Source organism: Bradyrhizobium sp. CAR08, assembly GCF_052871955.1.
Map to the genome: position 1 here is coordinate 222866 of NZ_JBIXJX010000002.1, position 16983 is coordinate 239848.

A 16983-nucleotide genomic window follows, 5' to 3' on the forward strand; every position below is an offset into this window, starting at 1 on the left:
GACCGCGTTGACGTGAACCGAGGGTCTCGCTGTAACGTCGTGAGGCGCGCGGTGCAAGCTGCTACTCGGCAGCTTCCTTAACGGTGCCGTGCTCGACCGTCTCGTCGCCTTCGCCGTCACCCTTGCGGCCCCAGCCCGAGAACCAGTTGTTGAGCTCGTCGAGATAGAGATAGACGACCGGGGTGGTGAACAGCGTCAGCGCCTGGCTGACGATCAGACCGCCGACCATAGCGTAGCCGAGCGGCTGGCGAATCTCGGCGCCGGTGCCGTGGCCCAGCATCAGGGGCACGCCGCCGAGCAGGGCAGCCATCGTCGTCATCATGATCGGACGGAAGCGCAACAGCGCTGCCTGCCGGATCGATTCCGCCGGCGTCTTGTGCTCGTCGCGCTCCGCGGCGATGGCGAAGTCCACCATCATGATGCCGTTCTTCTTCACGATGCCGATCAGCAGAATGACTCCGATCAAAGCAATGAGGCTGAACTCGAAGCCCGCCGCCATCAGGATCGCGAGCGCGCCGACGCCGGCCGAGGGCAGCGTCGACAGAATCGTGATCGGATGGATGTAGCTCTCGTAGAGGATGCCGAGGATCAGATAGACCACGACCAGCGCGGCGAGGATGAGGAGCGGCACGGTGCCGAGCGACTGCTGGAACGCCTGTGCCGTGCCCTGGAAGCTCGAATTGAGCGTCGGCGGCGCGCCGAGGTCCGCCATCGCCTTCTGCACGGCCTCCGTAGCCTGGCCGAGCGCGACGCCCTGGGCGAGGTTGAAGCTGATCGTGATCGCCGGGAACTGGCCCTGGTGGCTGATCGAGAGCGGGCGAACCGGATCGGTGCTCCAGGTCGCGAAGGTCGACAGCGGCACCTGGTCGCCAGTTAGCGGAGACTTCAGGTAGAGCTTGTTCAGGCTCTCGAGGCTGCCCTGCATCTCCGGCAGGATCTCGAGAATCACCTTGTAGGTGTTGAGCTGGGTGAAATACTGCGTGACTTGGCGCTGTCCGAAGGCGTCGTACAGCGTGTCGTCGATCAGCTGCGGCTGGATGCCGTAACGCGCAGCCGTATCGCGGTTGATCTTGAGCTGAACCGTGGTGCCCTGGGTCTGCTGGTCGGTCGCGACGTCGCGCAGTTGCGGCAAGGTCTGCATCTTGGCGAGAATCTTCGGCGCCCAGTCATTGAGCTCGGCGAGATCGGCGTCCTGCAGGGTGAACTCGAACTGCGTACGCGTCGGCCGGCCGCCGAGCCGGACGTCCTGGGCCGCCTGCATGTAGAGGCGGGCGCCGGACACCTTCTCGAGCTTGGGACGCAGCCGCGCGATGATCTGCTGCGCCGAGGCATTGCGGACGCTGAGCGGCTTCAGCGTGATGAACATGTTGCCGTTGTTGCCGGCGCGGCCACTGCCGCCGATGTTCATCGCGATCGTTGCGACGTCGGGGTCGTCCATTACGATTTTGCCGAGCTCGACCTGGCGGCGCTGCATCTCCGCGAACGAGATGTCCTGGGAGGCTTCCGAGGTCGCCGTGATCAGGCCGACGTCCTGTTGCGGGAAGAAGCCTTTCGGGATCAGCACGAACAGATAGACCGACAGGGCAAGGGTGGCGAAGAAGATCGTGAGCGTGGTGCGGCGCCAGCTCAGGGCATGGTCGAGCACCCATTCGTAGCCGCGCAACATTGCATCGAAGCCGCGCTCGCTCCATTGGTAGAACTTGCCGTGGGTGACCTCGCCATGGGCGCGCAGGAAGCGCGAGGCCATCATCGGCGTCAGGGTCAGCGACACGAACATCGAAACGAAGATTGTCATCGCCAGCACGACGGCGAATTCGCGGAACAGGCGTCCGATGATGCCGCCCATCAGCAGCAGTGGAATCAGCACTGCGACCAGCGAGATGCTGATCGACACGATGGTGAAGCCGATTTCCTTGGAGCCCTTGAAGGCCGCCGCCATCGGCGATTCGCCTTCTTCGATGTAGCGCGTAATGTTCTCGAGCATCACGATAGCGTCGTCGACGACGAATCCGACCGCGATGGTGAGCGCCATCAGCGACAGATTGTCGAGCGAATAGCCGACGACCCACATCAAGGCGCACGCGCCCAGCAGCGCCAGCGGCACTGTGATTGTGGGAATGACGGTCGCCCAAAAACTGCGCAGGAAAATGAAGATGACCATGACCACCAGCGCTATGGTCAGCAGCAGCGTGAACTGGACGTCCTCGACCGCGGCGCGGATCGTCGTGGTGCGGTCGCTGATGAGCTCGATCTTGATCGCGGGCGGGATCGCGGCGACGAGGCGAGGCAGGGTGGCCTTGATCCGGTCGACGGTTTCGATAACGTTGGCGCCCGGCTGCTTGAAGATCACCAGGAACACGCCGCGCTTGCCGTTGGCCCAGGCCGCCTGCTTGGCGTCCTCGGCGCCGCTGACCGCTTGGCCGACATCGCGGATTCGCAAGGGACCGCCATTGCGATAAGCGATGATGACGTCGTTCCAGTCCTTGGCCTGGGTGAGCTGGTCGTTGGCGTAGATCGTGTAGGCGCGCTTCGGGCCGTCGATGTTGCCCTTGGGGCTGTCGACCGTGGTGATCGCGATCTGGCTGCGCACGTCCTCCATCGACAGGCCCTTGGCGACGAGTTTCGCCGGGTCGATCTGGATGCGGATAGACGGTTTCTGCTGGCCCCCGATGAAGACCTGCGCGACGCCGGAGAGCTGGCTGATCTGCTGGGCGAGCTGGGCGTCGACCGCGTCGCTGACGCTGGTCAGCGGCAATGTGTCTGAGGTTGCCGACAGCAGCAGGATCGGCGCGTCGGCCGGGTTGACCTTGCGGTAGGTCGGCGGCGACGGCAGGTTCTTCGGCAGCTGACCGCTCGCGGCGTTGATGGCGCCCTGCACGTCGTTGGCGGCGCCGTCGATGCTGCGGTTGAGGTCGAACTGGATGGTGATCGACGCGGTGCCCAGATAGCTCGTCGAGGTCATCTGGGCGATGCCCGGGATCTGGGCGAATTGCCGTTCGAGCGGCTGGGCCACCGACGAAGCCATGGTCTCTGGGCTGCCGCCCGGCAGATTGGCTGTGATCTGGATGGTCGGGAAGTCTACCTGCGGCAGTGGCGCGACCGGCAGCAGGGGATAGGCGACGAGACCGACGAAGAGAATGCCGGCCATCAGCAGCGAGGTGCCGATGGGATAACGGATGAAAGGTGCCGAAATCCCGCCCGCGTTCATTCCTGTCGGACCTTGTTCTGGGCCGGATCCGTACTCGCCACGGCCGTGGAGACGAGGCTTCCGGGCTGGACCTTGAATTGGCCGCCGGTGATCACTTGCTGCCCGGGCGTCAGCCCTTCGTCGACGACCGAACGTCCGTCGATGCTGTAGCTGACCTTGATCTTGTGCACCTCGGCCTTGTTGTCCTGATTGACAGAATAGGCGTAGAGGCCGTTGGTGGAGTGCTGGACCGCGTCATCCGGGACAACGGTCGCATCCTTGAGGGTGCGCACCAGCAGGCGTGTCGACACCGATTGACCGGGCCAAAGCGCGTGGTCCTTGTTCTCGAACACCGCCTTGAGCCGGATCGTGCCGCTGCTGGTGTCGACCTGGTTGTTGATGACGGCAAGCTTGCCCTCGGCCAGCGTCTTCTTGCCGTCGGTGGTGAAGGCGATCACCCTGAGCGCGCCGGCCTTCTGGCCCTCGCTGATATAGGGCAGCTGATCCTCCGGCGCGGTGAAGATCACCGAGATCGGCTCGACCTGCGAGATCGTGACGATACCGGTCTGCGTCGAGGCGTTGACGATGTTACCGATGTCGACCTGGCGCAGGCCCGCGACGCCGGTGATCGGCGCCTTGACCTGGGTGTAGTCGAGCTGGGTCTGCGCGTTGGAGATCGCGGCATCGTCGGCGGCGATCTGCGCCGTGAGCTGGGCGACCGTGGAACGCTGGGTGTCGACCCGCTGGGCGGTGGCGAATTCGCCGAGCTTCATGGCGCGCTGGAGCTCGAGATTGGCGTTGGCCAGATTTGCCTCGTCCTGGGCCTTCTTGGCCTTGGCCTGGTCGAGCGTGGCTTGATAGGGACGGGGATCGATCGAGGCGAGAAGCTGGCCCTCCTTGACGATCTGGCCTTCGGTGAAGGCGATCTTGTCGATCTGGCCATCCACCCTGGTTCGGACTTGGACGGTGTTGAAGCCCGCAACCGTGCCCAGACCGGTCAGGTAAACCGGAAAGTCCACCTTTTGAACCGGCGAAACGCTCACAGGGACGGCGGACGGGCGCTGCGGCCCCTTTTGTGCGGTCTGGGTTTTTCCGGCGTCGGGCGAGCCGAATTTCTGCCAACCATAGTAACCTGCGGAGGCCACGGCCGCGATGATCAGAATCCAGAGGATCGGCCGGGACTTTTTCATATCGTCTCGTGTCGGCTCTTATGCCCTAAGCTACGAATTATGAGGCAATCATAGGGTTCCAGGAGGCTTGTATAATACACGCCAAGTTCCAGTGTAAACAGCACTATCGGTTGAGAATCCTAAACAATTGGAAAGCTTTGCACGGGTTAGGCAGCTCCGTGTCACTACGGTGTGCCGTGCTGCATTCCCCCTCAGGAACGATCAGCGTGCAAAGTTTGTGCAATGCTCGAAAGCGGTGTGCTCTGGACTGAGCGGCGCCGCGCATGGGCCGCAAGGCGACGGCTGGCAGGGACGGTTCTAATCGTGCGGAGCTCGTTTCGGTTGTCAGGGAAACCGGCATCGGTCATATCGACGCGCCACAACGGGAGCGCAGCATGGACGAACTGAACGGCAAGCTGATCGCGTGTCAGATCCTGATCACGGGACTGATCGCACGCGTCGCCAACGAGCAGCGTGATCCCTTGCGCTTTCTCACCGAGTTCCGCGACGAGATCAGAGCCGTCGTCAACGGCGTCAACATCGCAGGCATGGACGACAGCGACCGCGTGCGCGCGGTGGCGCGGAAGACCGTCGATGAATTGTTCTCGTTGATGAAGCCGCCAAGCAGCGATTGACCATGCGCCCGCGACCGCCGATTTAGCAGCATTTTCACGCGCTCTTTAGAACGACTCCAATCTCGATTTAGAACGATTTCAAACGGCAGTTTAGAATCGCTTTGATCTGGACTTATTCAAGCGTTCTCGCGGCTTACTCGCATTGACCCGCAATTTTGCGGCCGATACCAACACTCCAATCGCTCATCGAAGTGAATGGGCGAACTGGAATATGGGGCGTGTTTGGTAATGGGGCAGGTGGTCGCACCGAAGTCGTTGCGTTCGGTCGCAGCATTCGATGAAAAGTTCACGAGCGTTTCCGGCAAGAAGGTCTCCGCTGTCGCCGGCCTGATCGCAGCAGCATCGGTGTCGAGCGGCGCGGAGGCTCAGCAGTCGAACCTGCCGCCGGTGACGGTCGATGCGCCGGTCGCGCGTCCGCGCCCGGTGGCTTCGAAGCCGACGGCGGATCAGGTCCGCGCGCGCAATGCGCTTCGCCGCGCCGCGCAGCGGCAGCAGGCGGCGCAGCAGACCGCTCCCACCACGCCGTCCGGCGAGGTTGACCGCAATCCGTATTCGGATCCGGCGGCGCCATACAAGGTCGACCACGTCCAGGCCTCCGGCAAGTTTCCCGAGCCGATGCTGAACACGCCGAAGACCATCACCGTGCTCAGCAAGGAAGTTCTCGAGGACAAGAACGCCACGACGCTGAAGGAGATCGGGCGCTCCACCGCTGGCGTGACGCTGGGGTCGGGCGAGGGCGGCAACGCGTTTGGCGACCGCTTCTTCATCCGCGGCTTCGATGCGCGCAACGACGTCTTCATCGACGGTATCCGCGATCCCGCGGTCTCAATCCGCGAAAACTTCTTCACCGAGCAGATCGAGATCCTGCGGGGCCCCGCCTCGTCCTACGCCGGCCGCGGCACCGCTGGCGGTGCCATCAACATCGTCACCAAGCAGGCGGGCGACGTTAATTTCAAGCGGATGGATACCGAGTTCGGCACCGACAGAACCAAGCGCGTCACGCTCGACGTCAACCAGGTCGTCGATCCGACCTTCTCCGTGCGCGTGGGCGGCCTGTTCCAGGACGCCAACGTCGCCGGCCGCAACTATATCACCGACGATCGCTGGGGTTCTTTCATCTCGACCAAGTACACCCCGACCAACGACATCAAGATCACGACGAACTATGTCCACACCGATCTTAGCGGCTACCCGGATTTCGGCGTGCCCTTCTACAGGCAGGGCAATGTCCCTGTGACGTCGGCGGGCATTCCGCGCGGAAACTGGTACGGCTTCCTGAATCGCGACTTCCAGACCGCACGGCAGGATTTCGGCACCGGAACGATCGAGTACAAGGTCAACGATGCCATTACGCTGACCAGCAAGGTTCGCGGCGAGCACTCGCTGCTGAACTACATCGGCACCTTGCCGCAGAACCCGAACACGACCAGCCCCAATCCGCTGCTCTGGACCACCACGGCCAGCGCGCAGAGCCGCTTCCAGAACGTCGACGTGTGGGCCAACCAGAACGAGGCCACTTTCAAGCTCGTCACCGGAGGGGTCAAGCACACCGCGGTGTTCGGCGTGGAATACGCCAACGAGAACATCTCGATCGACCGTTACACCGGCCTCTCGTCGGAACTATTCGGCGGCGGCTCGACCAGCAACGGAGCGGTCACGGGGGTCAACCTCTACTCGCCGCAGTACACCTACATTCCCTTCAGCAACACGCCATCGCTGGTTGGAAATCCCACGCGCTATGGTGTCAACACCAGCAGCGTCTACGTCATGGACACTGCGAACTGGCAGGACACCATCATTGTGAATGGCGGCGTGCGCTACGACGGCTATAATATGAGTGCGTCAGTCAACGCGCCCCCCGCCCTAAAAATGAACGCCGATCTTGTCAATTACAATGTCGGCGCGGTCTACAAGCCGATCTCGATCGGCAGCCTTTATGCAGCCTATGCGACCTCGGCCAATCCGTTCGGGTCGGAGCTTGATGCGACCGCGACCGATTACGGTGGTGTTCCGCCCAACACGACCGTTTTGCTCGGACCCGAGCGCAACAAGGCAATCGAGCTCGGCACCAAATGGGAGCTTGCCGACCGTCACCTGCTGGTGACCGGTGCGCTGTTCCAGACGACCAAGGACAATGCGCGCGAGACCGTCAACAGCGTGCTGACTTCGGGCGCCGCCTACAGGATCCAGGGCATCGACATCGAGGCCGAGGGCAAGCTCACCGACCGCTGGAGCATTTTTGGCGGCCTGGTGCTGATGCAGTCGAAGGTCACGCAGAGCGGCGTTGCCTCGAATCTCGGTCTGCAACTCGCCAACATAGCCCACCAATCGTTCAGCATGTTGACCAAGTACAAGTTCGACGGCGGCTGGGAACTCGGCGGGCAGGCGGTGTACCGATCGAAGGTCTATGGCGGCACGTTCGCGGCCAACACCAACGAGTTGCCGAGCTATTGGCGGTTCGACGCGTTCCTCGAGAAGAAGATCGACCAGAACTGGACCATGAAGTTCTACGCCCAGAACCTGACGAACAAGCTCTACTACGACTCGTTCTATCGCAGTGCCGTGCCTTTCGTGGCGGTCGCGCCGGGACGGGCGTTCTACCTCGTGACGACGGCGAAGTTCTGATCATGTTGACGTGCCTGCCTGGCGTTCTGAGCAAGGATGATGTGGCGGATTTCCGCCGCATCATGGACGCCAGCGATTGGGAGGACGGGCGCTCCACCGCCGGCTCGCAGTCGGCGATGGTCAAGCGCAACGAGCAATTGCCGCCCGACAGCGAAGTCGCGCGAAAACTCGGCAACCGCATCATTTCGGCGCTGACCTCGAACCCGCGCTTCATCGCGGCGGCGATCCCGCTCCAGATATTCCCGCCGCTGTTCAACCGCTATGCAGCCAGCAGCGGCCACCATTTCGGCCTGCACGTCGACAATGCCATCCGCGGCGACCGCCTGACCGGCCTCCGCATCCGCACAGACCTGTCGGTGACGCTGTTCCTGGCCGAGCCGGAGGAGTACGACGGTGGCGAACTTGTGATCGAGGACAGTTACGGTTCGCACGAAGTCAAGTTGCAGGCCGGGGACTGCGTGCTCTATCCCTCGACCAGCCTCCATCTGGTCACCCCGGTGACGAGGGGAACGCGGGTTGCGTCTTTCTTCTGGCTTCAGAGCATGATACGGGACGATCAAGCCCGGAGCATGATCTTTGACCTCGACACCGCGATACAGGCGCTGGTGGAACGGCTCGGGCGTGACGATCCCGAAACGGTCAAATTGACGGGTATCTATCACAACCTCATTCGCTACTGGGCCGAAGTATGAAGATCATGTCCTTCCAAGCAAGCCTTGCCGCAGCTCTTGTGCTGGCGGCCGCCTGGCTTGCATCCCCTGTTTCCGCCCAGACACAGGCCACGCCCGCGGCACCGGTCCAGTCGACGGCTCAGCCGTCCCCGGTCGGCCCGGCCCCGGTTGTTGCTCCGCCTGCGGCGCCGCAAGCTGCCGCGCCTGCGGCTGCAAAGTCCGATACTGCAGCCGGCATCGCGCCCGCCATGAAGGAATTGTCGCCCTGGGTGATGTTCATGTCGGCGGACATCATCGTGAAGGCGGTGATGATCGGGCTCGCTTTTGCATCGCTGATGACCTGGACGGTGCTGATCGCCAAGTCGATCGAGCTGTCGATCGCCGCGACCAAGCTTCGCTCGGCGCTGAAGAAGATCGCGGAGGCGCGCTCGCTCGCGGAAGCGCAGATGGCGCTCGGCTCCAAAGCGGGGATCCTGCCGTCCTTCCTGGCGGCGGCGCTGCGGGAGGCGCGGATGTCGGCCGGCCTGTCCAGTGACACCGGCATCAAGGAGCGGGCGGCTTCGAGCTTCTCCGAGATCATGCGCGCGGAGGCGCGGCGCATCCGCGTCGGCATGGGTGTGCTCGCGACCATCGGCTCGACCTCGCCCTTCGTCGGCCTGTTCGGCACGGTGTGGGGCATCATGAACAGCTTCATCGGCATCTCGAAGTCGCAGACCACGAACCTCGCCGTCGTTGCGCCCGGTATCGCCGAGGCGCTGCTCGCCACCGCGATCGGTCTGGTCGCCGCCATTCCCGCCGTCATCATCTACAATTACTTCTCGCGCGTGACGAAGAGCTATCTCGAGCTCGTCAGCCGTGCCTCGGGCGCGGCGGGGCGGTTGCTCTCGCGCGATCTCGACCGCAGCCACGGCAGCGTGCATTCGCGCGCGGCGGAGTGAACCATGGGCGTTTCGCTCGCAGACAATGATGACGACGACGATTTCGGCGAAACGCATGAAATCAACGTCACGCCGTTCATCGACGTCATCCTGGTGCTGCTGATCATCTTCATGGTCGCAGCGCCGCTCTCGACCGTCGACCTGCCGATCGATCTGCCGACGTCGAGCGCGACGCCGCAGAAGAAGCCGGACAAGCCGACCTATCTCAGCATCAAGCCCGATTTGACGCTTGCCATCGGAGAGAACCCGGTCCACCGCGCCGAGTTGATCGGCACCCTCGACGGGCTGTCCGACATGAGCAAGGACAAGTACGTGTTCCTGCGCGCCGATCGCTCGGTGCCGTATGGCGAGTTGATGGGCGTCATGGAGCTGTTGCGCTCAGGCGGCTATTCGCGGGTGAAGTTGGTTGCGCTGGAAGGCGCTCCGGGGGCGCCCGCGGCAGGCGCCGCTCAGCCTTAGAGGCCCGCTATGTCGGACGAGTCCAGACCAGCCCGGACGCTTTGGATTTTGGCAGCGATGGCGGCGCTCGCGCTCCATCTGGGCGGGGCCGCGCTCGCGTTGGCGCACCTGCGGGCCGATGACGCCGATGACGGCCTCGGCGCGGCCGGCGCGGAGTTCGCTGTCGAGATGGCCTCGCCGAAGGCGCCTGACACCGACCTTCCGCCGGGACCGGATAGTGAAGCGATGCAGGAGCAGCAGGCGCTTCCCGAGCAAAAGGCCGAGACCAAGGAAACCGAGCTTCCAAAGGATCAGTCGCAACAGGTCGACGATCCCGATCGGGTCGTCACCGAGAACATTTCGAAGAAGCCGCAGGACGAGGATCCGAAGATTGCGGCGGTCGAAACGCCCGCTGCGGAGGCCTCGCCGAAGTCCGTTGCGACGGCGCGGCAGACGCTCGACGAGGACGCGCGCGAGGCCGAGAAGGCACTGGCGCCCGTGCTGGGCATCGGCAAGGACATTCTAAAGCTCACGGCAGACTGGAATCGCAAGATTAGCGCGCACCTTACGGCCCACAAGGTCAATCCGGAAGGCAAGGAGCCCAACAATCAGAAAGTCAAGGTCAGCTTCGCGATCAACCGACGGGGCAACGTGCTTTCAGTCGACGTTGTCGAGTCGTCCGGGGATGCAGCTTACGATGCGGCCGCGATCTCGATTGTCCGCAAATCCGATCCCATCCCGCAGCCGCCTGCCAGCCTGACCGACGACCGGTTCGAGCGCACCGTCGACATCATCTTCACGCCGCCGGACGCAAGGAAAAAGAAGAAGACGGCTCAGCGCCAGTAGAGCCTGATCCCGACATAGACCACGACCAGGCAGGCGAAGATCAGGGCCACCGGGAGCGGCCGCTTCTGGGTTGCGCCCGCGGTCGCTGCCCGGAAGAAGCTGGCCTTCTTCAGCTTCGGTTCGGGGCGGCGGAAAGCGGTAACATTGTCCGCCGCCGGTTCAGCCGCCCGGGGGCGGACGTCAGGTGGAGTTCCCGCGCCGCCCATCTCGGCATAGTAGGCCTTGTAGATGGCGCCGATGGTGGCCTCGGTAGCCTCACCCTCGTTCATCTGCGCCCGCAGGTTCTTGTAGCTCAGGAGGAACTCCTGCGCCTCCGGAGGCAGCGCGGACGACCCGTTGAGCTTGGCCATCATCTTCCAGGTGGCAAAATCGGCGCGAGCGCGGGTATCAGCGCGTCGCGCGATCAGCATATCGGCAGCTTTGACCAAGTCGGCCTCGAGCCCTTCGGCTTGTGTTCGGGTGTGCTGTTCAACTACGTATTGCCGGTCAGAATGAGAACAGCCTGAATCACATAACCGGTCAACGTTCGCAGTATTGCTGAAATAACATCAAGATTTAGACCGAACTGCGAGCCTGCCAGCGGTAGCAGGATCAGCAAGCCGATCAGAATCAGCATCCCGAACGGCTCGAGCCGCGCCAGCGGGAGGGCGAGTGGCCGGGGCAGCAGCCCTACCGCGACGCGCCCGCCGTCGAGCGGCGGGATCGGCATCATGTTGAACACCGCCAGCACCGCGTTGATCAGCAGTGCGTTCTTGAGATTGTCAAAGATCCATTGCGCCGAGTTCGCTGGGGCCCAGGGCAGGGCGTGCAGGGCAAGAGCTGCGGACAGCGCCAGCAGGATGTTGGTGGCGGGCCCGGCCAGCGCCACCCAGACCATGCCGAGTCTGGGGTCGTTGAGCTTGCGGAAATTCACCGGCACAGGCTTGGCATAGCCGAACAGGAATGGCGAATGCGCGAACAGCAGCATCGCCGGCAATATCAGCGTGCCGAACGGGTCGATGTGGCGGAGCGGGTTGAAGCTGACACGGCCGAGCTGCCATGCGGTATCATCACCGAGACGATGTGCGACGAAGGCGTGGGCAGCCTCGTGGAAGGTGATGGCGAGCACCAGCGGCAGCACCCACACCGAGAGGTCATACAAGGAAATGTTCACGGCTCGTCCGTCCCGGTTTGCCTGCGGTCTTGCAGCCGACCCAGCCAACCGGTGGTGCAGCAACGCGTCACCCCAACATAGGGTGGGCGGTCCCGAAATGCCACGCCGCAAATGATCGGCGAGACCAGCGGCCGTGACGTGGAGCCTTGGCGCCGGATGAGCTACGTCGGGATCGTCCCGTCATATCGGATCATGCCGTCCTCGATCGTCACCCAGCCCATCTTTTCGCTGACCCAGATGTGCTCGGTGGGCACAAACGCGTTGCGATCGTCGAAGGTCGCCAGCGCAACGCCAGCCAGCGTGCCGTTGCGCCGCCAGGCGAACAGGCGCGTGCCGCAGCGCTTACAGAACACGCGGTCGATGTTCTCGGACGACGCATAGCGCTCGGTGTCGCCCTCGACAGTCAGTGCGCGCTGGTCGAATTGCGCGCGGGCGAAGTAGGGCGAGCCCATCGCCTTCTGACAGAGGCGGCAATGGCAGATGCGGACGTTGAGCGGCTCGCCCTCCGCCTTGAACCGCACCGCGCCGCACAGACATCCGCCTTCTCGGATCATGGCTGCCTCAATAGGTTGCCCGCCCACCCGAGATGTCGAACACGGCGCCGGTCGAGAACGCGCAGTCCTCGGATGCGAGCCAGCTCACCATCGCGGCTAGCTCTTCCACCAGCACAAAGCGCGCTTTCGGGATTTTCGACAGCATGAAGTCGATATGCTGCTGCGTCATCTGGTCGAAGATCGCCGTCTTCGCAGCCGCGGGAGTCACCGCATTGACGAGAATGTCGTGTGCGGCCAATTCCTTGCCGAGCGACTTGGTCAGCGCGATCAGGCCGGCCTTGGACGCCGAATAATGCGAGGCGTTGGGATTGCCTTCCTTGCCGGCGATCGAGGCGATGTTGACGATGCGCCCGTACTTCTGCTTGAGCATCCAAGGCACGATCGCCTTGCAGACGATGAAAGGGCCGTCGAGGTTGATGCGCAGAACTTTCCGCCATTCCTCGAGATCGGTCTCCCAGACCGGCTTGTTGACGCCGGCGATGCCGGCATTGTTGACGAGGATGTCGATCTTGCCGAAGGCGGCCAGCGTCGCGTCGCGGGCCTGCTCGACGGCCGCGGTATCGGTGACGTCGACCTTGAAGACGCAGGTGTTATCGCCGATTTCCTTTGCCGTCTTCTCGGCCAGGGCTGCATCAAAATCCCAGATCGCGACCTTGGCGCCGGAGGCGACGAAGCGCTGAACAATGGCGCGGCCAAAGCCCTGCGCGCCGCCGGTGACGATGGCGACACGGCCGTTGAGATCGATCTTGTTCATGCCGGGCCTCTGGCGTCAGAGCATGTAGCCGCCGTCGACCACGAGGTCGACACCGGTGGTGAAGGCGCTCTCGTCGCTGCCGAGATAGACCGCCATGGATGCGATCTCGTCGGCGGTGCCGAGCCGGCCCATCTTCTGGCGGGAGACGAACATCTCCTTGCCCTGCGGCCCTTGCGCTGCGGCACGGTCGAGCATCGAAGGCGTCTCGACGGTGCCCGGGCAGATGCTGTTGCAGCGGATGCCCTTGGTGATGAAGTCGAGCGCGACCGCGCGCGTCAGCAGCGACACCGCTGCCTTCGAGGCGCTGTAGACGTAACGGTTGGCCGGCGGCCGCAGCGCCGCGCAGGAGGAGATGTTGACGATGCTGCCGCCGCCGCCCGCGAGCATGTCCGGCAGGAAGGCCCTGATGGTCCGGTGCATCGACTTGACGTTGAGGTCGAACGAGAAATCAAAATCCTCTTCCGAACACTCCAGGATGGTGCCGTGGTGCACGAAGCCCGCCGCGTTGAGCAGGATGTCGACCTTGCCGACGCGCTTGGCGAAGGCGTTAACGTCGGCGGTGCTGCGCACGTCGAGCTTCGCAGTCTCGGCAATACCTTCCTTAGCCAGCCTCGCGATGCCGCTCTCATTGATGTCGGTGGCGATGACGGTTGCGCCTTCACGCGCGAATGCAATGGCGCATGCGCGCCCGATGCCTGCCGCTGCAGCCGTGATGACGGCGCGCTTTCCCTTGAGGCGGTCTGCCATTTGTATTCTCCTCGATTTTCTCAGTGCCGTAGCCCGGATGAGCGCGCGAGCGCGATATCCGGGAGCGGATGTCCCGGGTGTCGCTCCGCTCACCCGGGCTACGTGTTCCTAACTCAGTGATTATCCCGCGCTACGCCAAATGTGCCGGCGACGTTCTGATAGCGCGTAGCGAGCTCCATGCAGGCACCGGTCGACTGCTGGCCGACGGTGTTGCGATAAAGCTCCTGCCACGGCGTCTGGTTCGGCGGATGCTTGAAGCCGCCATTGGCCTTGAGCTCGGCGTGGCGCTTCTTCACCTCGTCGTCCGAGATGAGAATGTTGGCGCTGCCCTTGTTCAGATCGACGCGCACCTTGTCGCCGTTTCTGAGGATCGCGAGCCCGCCATTGGCGGCGGCTTCCGGCGAAGCATTGAGGATCGAAGGGGAGCCCGAGGTGCCCGACTGGCGGCCGTCGCCGATGCAGGGCAGGGACATGATGCCGCGCTTGATCAGCGCCGCAGGGGGCTGCATGTTCACGACCTCGGCGCCGCCGGGATAGCCGATCGGGCCGGTGCCGCGGATGAACAGCACGCAGCGCTCGTCGATCTCGAGTGAGGGATCGTCGATCCGCTCGTGATAGTCCTCGGGACCCTCGAACACGATGGCGCGGCCCTCGAATGCATTGAGATCGGTCGGGTTGCTGAGGTAGCGATCGCGGAATTCCTTGGAGATCACGCTGGTCTTCATGATCGCGGAATCGAACAGATTGCCCTTCAGCACCAGGAAGCCGGCGTCCTTCACCAGCGGCTTGTCGTAAGACCAGATCACGTCGTTGTCGGGTTTTGGCGCATTGGCGCAGTTCTCGCCGATGCCGCGGCCGTTGACCGTGACCGCGTCCTCGTGGATGCGCTTGTGCTTCATCAGTTCGCGCACCACGGCCGGCACGCCGCCGGCGCGGTGGAATTCCTCGCCGAGATAGAAGCCGGCCGGCTGCATGTTCACCAGCAGCGGCACGTCGTGGCCGACCTTCTGCCAGTCGTCGATGGAGAGCTCGACGCCGATGTGGCGCGCCAGCGCGTTAATGTGGATCGGTGCGTTGGTCGAGCCGCCGATCGCCGAATTGATCACGATGCAGTTCTCGAACGCCTTGCGGGTCAGGATGTCCGAAGGCTTGAGGTCTTCCCAGACCATGTCGACGATGCGTTTTCCCGTCTCGTAGGCGATCTGGCCGCGCTCGCGATAGGGGGCGGGGATCGCCGCACAGCCCGGCAGCGAGAAGCCGAGCGCTTCCGCGAGCCCGTTCATGGTCGAAGCGGTGCCCATGGTGTTGCAATGGCCGACCGAGGGCGCCGATGACGCCACGATCTCCATGAATTCTTCATAGTCAATCTCGCCGGCGGCGAGGCGCTCGCGCGATTTCCAGACGATGGTGCCGGAGCCGGTGCGCTCGCCATTGTGCCAGCCGTTCAGCATCGGCCCGCCCGACAGCACGATCGCGGGCAGGTTGACGGTCGCCGCCGCCATCATGCAGGCCGGCGTGGTCTTGTCGCAGCCCGTGGTCAGCACCACGCCGTCGAGCGGATAGCCGTAGAGGATTTCGACGAGGCCGAGATAAGCGAGGTTGCGGTCGAGCGCCGCGGTCGGGCGCTTGCCGGTCTCCTGGATCGGATGGGTCGGGAATTCCATCGCAATGCCGCCGGCCTCGCGGATGCCTTCGCGGACGCGATGGGCAAGCTCGATATGGTGGCGGTTGCAGGGGGAGAGGTCGTTGCCGGTCTGCGCGATGCCGATGATCGGTTTGCCGGACTGGAGCTCGGCGCGGGTGAGACCGTAGTTCAAATAGCGCTCCATATAGAGCGCGGTCATGCCCGGATTATGCGGATTGTTGAACCATTCCTGCGAGCGGAGGTGGCGGCGAGCACCGTTGCCGGCGGGGGCATGCCCATTGGTTGGTTTTTTTGTCATTGGTTTCTCCTGCAATGCAAACGCACTGGCGTCCGTTTTATGGTATCGGCTTGTGCGATGCCCAACGGCGCGAGCGACGATTTGCCTGCCCGCTGGCGGGTCGTTTCCTCACAAATCCGATACTAGTCATGGCCACTTGGTAACGCTACCATTTTGTTCGCGACGCCCCCGCCTGAAACGGCTGGCCGGTTGTCGGAACGCCGGGCCGACGAGCTTTGCCGCTCGATCACCTTGAAGCCGAGATCGAGCACCGGGTGCTCCGGGCGCCGTCCGTCGATCGCCTCGATCAACATGCTGGCGGCCGTGTTGCCCATCTCGTAGCGGTTGGTGCGCACGCTCGTCAAAGTCGGGACGGCGGAGGCCATGAATTCGAGATCGTTGAAGCCTACGATCGCGATCTGTTCGGGGATCGCGATCTCGCGGCGCCTGCATTCGAACAGCACACCCAGCGCGAGGTCGTCATTGGCGCAGAACACCGCGTCCATGCCGGGCTCCCGCGCCAGGAGATCGGTGAACAGGGCGCCTCCGAGCGTTACCGAGGTCGGAGTCGCCGTGGTGACGACGAGGCGTTGGTCGAACAGTCCGGCGTCTTTCATGGCCGAGACGTATCCGTCGAGCCGGCGCTGCACCCGCGGATCCATCCGTGCGCCGACGAAACCGATCTTGCGGTGACCTTGCGCGAACAGATGCGCAACCGCCGCACGGGCTGCGTCATAGTGCGAAAAGCCGATCATCATGTCGATCGGATTGGGTCCGATCTCCATGATCTGCACGATCGGGCAGTCGGCGGCATCGAGCATTGCGCGCGATTCCGTGGTCTGGTCGATGCCGGTGACGATCAGCCCGGCCGGCTTCTGCGCAAGAAACAGCCGCAGCAGCTTCTCCTCCTGGAGAATACTGTAGCGTGTGTTGGACAACTGGATCGAGTAACGGCTGTTTTCGGAGGCGTCGTAGATGCCGCGTAGCACGTCGGAGAACACGTTATTGGTCAGCGACGGAATCAAGACACCGATCACCTCGGTGCGCTGCGAGGCCAACGCGCGCGCCGCCAGGTTCGGCACATAGCCAAGCTCCCTGGCCGCGCTTTCGACCCGGGTCCGTTTGGCCACCGACAGCGCCTCGGGATTGCGGAAGAAGCGGGACGCTGTGATCGGGCTTACGCCGGCGAGCTCGGCGACTTCCGCCAGCCGGATTTTGCCTGACTTGGTGCGGTTTCGACCCATTTGCTGCTCTTAACACACTCACTGTCGCAAACAAAGGAACGTTGACAGCGCTACCAGCACGGACTAACCAAAGACAAATTGCCAAAACCGCGCAAACTGC

Annotated in this window: 15 protein-coding genes; 6 read left to right on the forward strand and 9 right to left on the reverse strand. The window is 63.4% G+C overall.

The window, feature by feature from the left end; all coding sequences use genetic code 11:
• Nucleotides 1-61: 61 nt before the first annotated feature.
• Together ACIPUD_RS04740 and ACIPUD_RS04745 are read right to left on the reverse strand one after the other, a co-directional pair.
• A complete protein-coding gene (locus ACIPUD_RS04740; RefSeq protein WP_085395899.1) occupies nt 62-3208 on the reverse strand; it encodes an efflux RND transporter permease subunit in 3147 nt (1048 codons plus the stop codon).
• Nucleotides 3205-4377: an efflux RND transporter periplasmic adaptor subunit gene (locus ACIPUD_RS04745; protein WP_204510936.1), complete on the reverse strand. Its 1173-nt coding sequence runs from the start codon at nt 4375-4377 to the stop codon at nt 3205-3207. The genes ACIPUD_RS04740 and ACIPUD_RS04745 overlap by 4 nt, the downstream gene beginning before the upstream one ends.
• 374 nt (nt 4378-4751) lie before the next feature.
• On the opposite strand from ACIPUD_RS04745, the gene ACIPUD_RS04750 reads away from it, so the two are divergent.
• The 6 genes from ACIPUD_RS04750 (at nt 4752) to ACIPUD_RS04775 (ending at nt 10509) form a co-directional block, all read left to right on the forward strand.
• Nucleotides 4752-4991: a hypothetical protein gene (locus ACIPUD_RS04750; protein WP_018459258.1), complete on the forward strand. Its 240-nt coding sequence runs from the start codon at nt 4752-4754 to the stop codon at nt 4989-4991.
• Between the two features lie 228 nt (nt 4992-5219).
• On the forward strand, nt 5220-7616 hold the full coding sequence (locus tag ACIPUD_RS04755; RefSeq protein ID WP_231188603.1) for a TonB-dependent receptor: 2397 nt from the start codon (nt 5220-5222) through the stop codon (nt 7614-7616).
• Between the two features lie 2 nt (nt 7617-7618).
• The gene (locus ACIPUD_RS04760; protein WP_018459256.1) at nt 7619-8308 is read left to right on the forward strand and encodes a Fe2+-dependent dioxygenase; all 690 of its coding nucleotides are present in this window, start codon (nt 7619-7621) and stop codon (nt 8306-8308) included.
• The gene (gene exbB, locus ACIPUD_RS04765) at nt 8305-9225 is read left to right on the forward strand and encodes a tonB-system energizer ExbB (protein WP_085395901.1); all 921 of its coding nucleotides are present in this window, start codon (nt 8305-8307) and stop codon (nt 9223-9225) included. Before ACIPUD_RS04760 ends, exbB begins: the two co-directional genes overlap by 4 nt.
• A gap of 3 nt (nt 9226-9228) precedes the next feature.
• Nucleotides 9229-9684: a TonB system transport protein ExbD gene (gene exbD, locus ACIPUD_RS04770; protein WP_018459254.1), complete on the forward strand. Its 456-nt coding sequence runs from the start codon at nt 9229-9231 to the stop codon at nt 9682-9684.
• 9 nt (nt 9685-9693) lie between these two features.
• The gene (locus ACIPUD_RS04775) at nt 9694-10509 is read left to right on the forward strand and encodes an energy transducer TonB (RefSeq protein WP_085352796.1); all 816 of its coding nucleotides are present in this window, start codon (nt 9694-9696) and stop codon (nt 10507-10509) included.
• On the opposite strand, the gene ACIPUD_RS04780 is transcribed toward ACIPUD_RS04775, so the two are convergent.
• The 7 genes from ACIPUD_RS04780 to ACIPUD_RS04810 all read right to left on the reverse strand — a co-directional run bounded on the left by ACIPUD_RS04780 (nt 10497) and on the right by ACIPUD_RS04810 (nt 16883).
• Nucleotides 10497-10919, reverse strand: a complete 423-nt coding sequence (locus ACIPUD_RS04780; RefSeq protein ID WP_018459252.1) for a hypothetical protein — start codon at nt 10917-10919, stop codon at nt 10497-10499. The two genes, ACIPUD_RS04775 and ACIPUD_RS04780, sit on opposite strands and share 13 nt — an antisense overlap.
• Nucleotides 10920-10981: 62 nt before the next feature.
• The gene (locus tag ACIPUD_RS04785; protein ID WP_026233763.1) at nt 10982-11662 is read right to left on the reverse strand and encodes a site-2 protease family protein; all 681 of its coding nucleotides are present in this window, start codon (nt 11660-11662) and stop codon (nt 10982-10984) included.
• 161 nt (nt 11663-11823) lie between these two features.
• On the reverse strand, nt 11824-12216 hold the full coding sequence (locus ACIPUD_RS04790) for a GFA family protein (protein WP_018459250.1): 393 nt from the start codon (nt 12214-12216) through the stop codon (nt 11824-11826).
• Between the two features lie 7 nt (nt 12217-12223).
• Complete coding sequence (locus tag ACIPUD_RS04795) at nt 12224-12970, reverse strand: SDR family NAD(P)-dependent oxidoreductase (protein ID WP_018459249.1); 747 nt, start codon at nt 12968-12970, stop codon at nt 12224-12226.
• Between the two features lie 15 nt (nt 12971-12985).
• Nucleotides 12986-13717, reverse strand: coding sequence for an SDR family oxidoreductase (locus ACIPUD_RS04800; RefSeq protein WP_446480200.1), 732 nt, complete (start codon nt 13715-13717; stop codon nt 12986-12988).
• A 113-nt stretch (nt 13718-13830) separates the two neighbouring features.
• Nucleotides 13831-15660, reverse strand: a complete 1830-nt coding sequence (locus ACIPUD_RS04805) for an IlvD/Edd family dehydratase (RefSeq protein WP_085352800.1) — start codon at nt 15658-15660, stop codon at nt 13831-13833.
• Between the two features lie 122 nt (nt 15661-15782).
• Nucleotides 15783-16883 (reverse strand): LacI family DNA-binding transcriptional regulator, encoded by a 1101-nt coding sequence (locus tag ACIPUD_RS04810; RefSeq protein ID WP_247297558.1) that lies wholly within the window; start codon nt 16881-16883, stop codon nt 15783-15785.
• Nucleotides 16884-16983: the final 100 nt, after the last annotated feature.

Coding starts and splice junctions, on each gene's coding strand:
- exbD (WP_018459254.1), top strand. CDS start 9,229: ATGGGCGTTTCGCTCGCAGACAATGATGACGACGACGATTTCGGCGAA.
- ACIPUD_RS04780 (WP_018459252.1), bottom strand. CDS start 10,919: ATGCTGATCGCGCGACGCGCTGATACCCGCGCTCGCGCCGATTTTGCC.
- ACIPUD_RS04745 (WP_204510936.1), bottom strand. CDS start 4,377: ATGAAAAAGTCCCGGCCGATCCTCTGGATTCTGATCATCGCGGCCGTG.
- ACIPUD_RS04810 (WP_247297558.1), bottom strand. CDS start 16,883: ATGGGTCGAAACCGCACCAAGTCAGGCAAAATCCGGCTGGCGGAAGTC.
- exbB (WP_085395901.1), top strand. CDS start 8,305: ATGAAGATCATGTCCTTCCAAGCAAGCCTTGCCGCAGCTCTTGTGCTG.
- ACIPUD_RS04760 (WP_018459256.1), top strand. CDS start 7,619: ATGTTGACGTGCCTGCCTGGCGTTCTGAGCAAGGATGATGTGGCGGAT.
- ACIPUD_RS04775 (WP_085352796.1), top strand. CDS start 9,694: ATGTCGGACGAGTCCAGACCAGCCCGGACGCTTTGGATTTTGGCAGCG.
- ACIPUD_RS04750 (WP_018459258.1), top strand. CDS start 4,752: ATGGACGAACTGAACGGCAAGCTGATCGCGTGTCAGATCCTGATCACG.
- ACIPUD_RS04790 (WP_018459250.1), bottom strand. CDS start 12,216: ATGATCCGAGAAGGCGGATGTCTGTGCGGCGCGGTGCGGTTCAAGGCG.
- ACIPUD_RS04800 (WP_446480200.1), bottom strand. CDS start 13,717: ATGGCAGACCGCCTCAAGGGAAAGCGCGCCGTCATCACGGCTGCAGCG.
- ACIPUD_RS04755 (WP_231188603.1), top strand. CDS start 5,220: ATGGGGCAGGTGGTCGCACCGAAGTCGTTGCGTTCGGTCGCAGCATTC.
- ACIPUD_RS04795 (WP_018459249.1), bottom strand. CDS start 12,970: ATGAACAAGATCGATCTCAACGGCCGTGTCGCCATCGTCACCGGCGGC.
- ACIPUD_RS04740 (WP_085395899.1), bottom strand. CDS start 3,208: ATGAACGCGGGCGGGATTTCGGCACCTTTCATCCGTTATCCCATCGGC.
- ACIPUD_RS04805 (WP_085352800.1), bottom strand. CDS start 15,660: ATGACAAAAAAACCAACCAATGGGCATGCCCCCGCCGGCAACGGTGCT.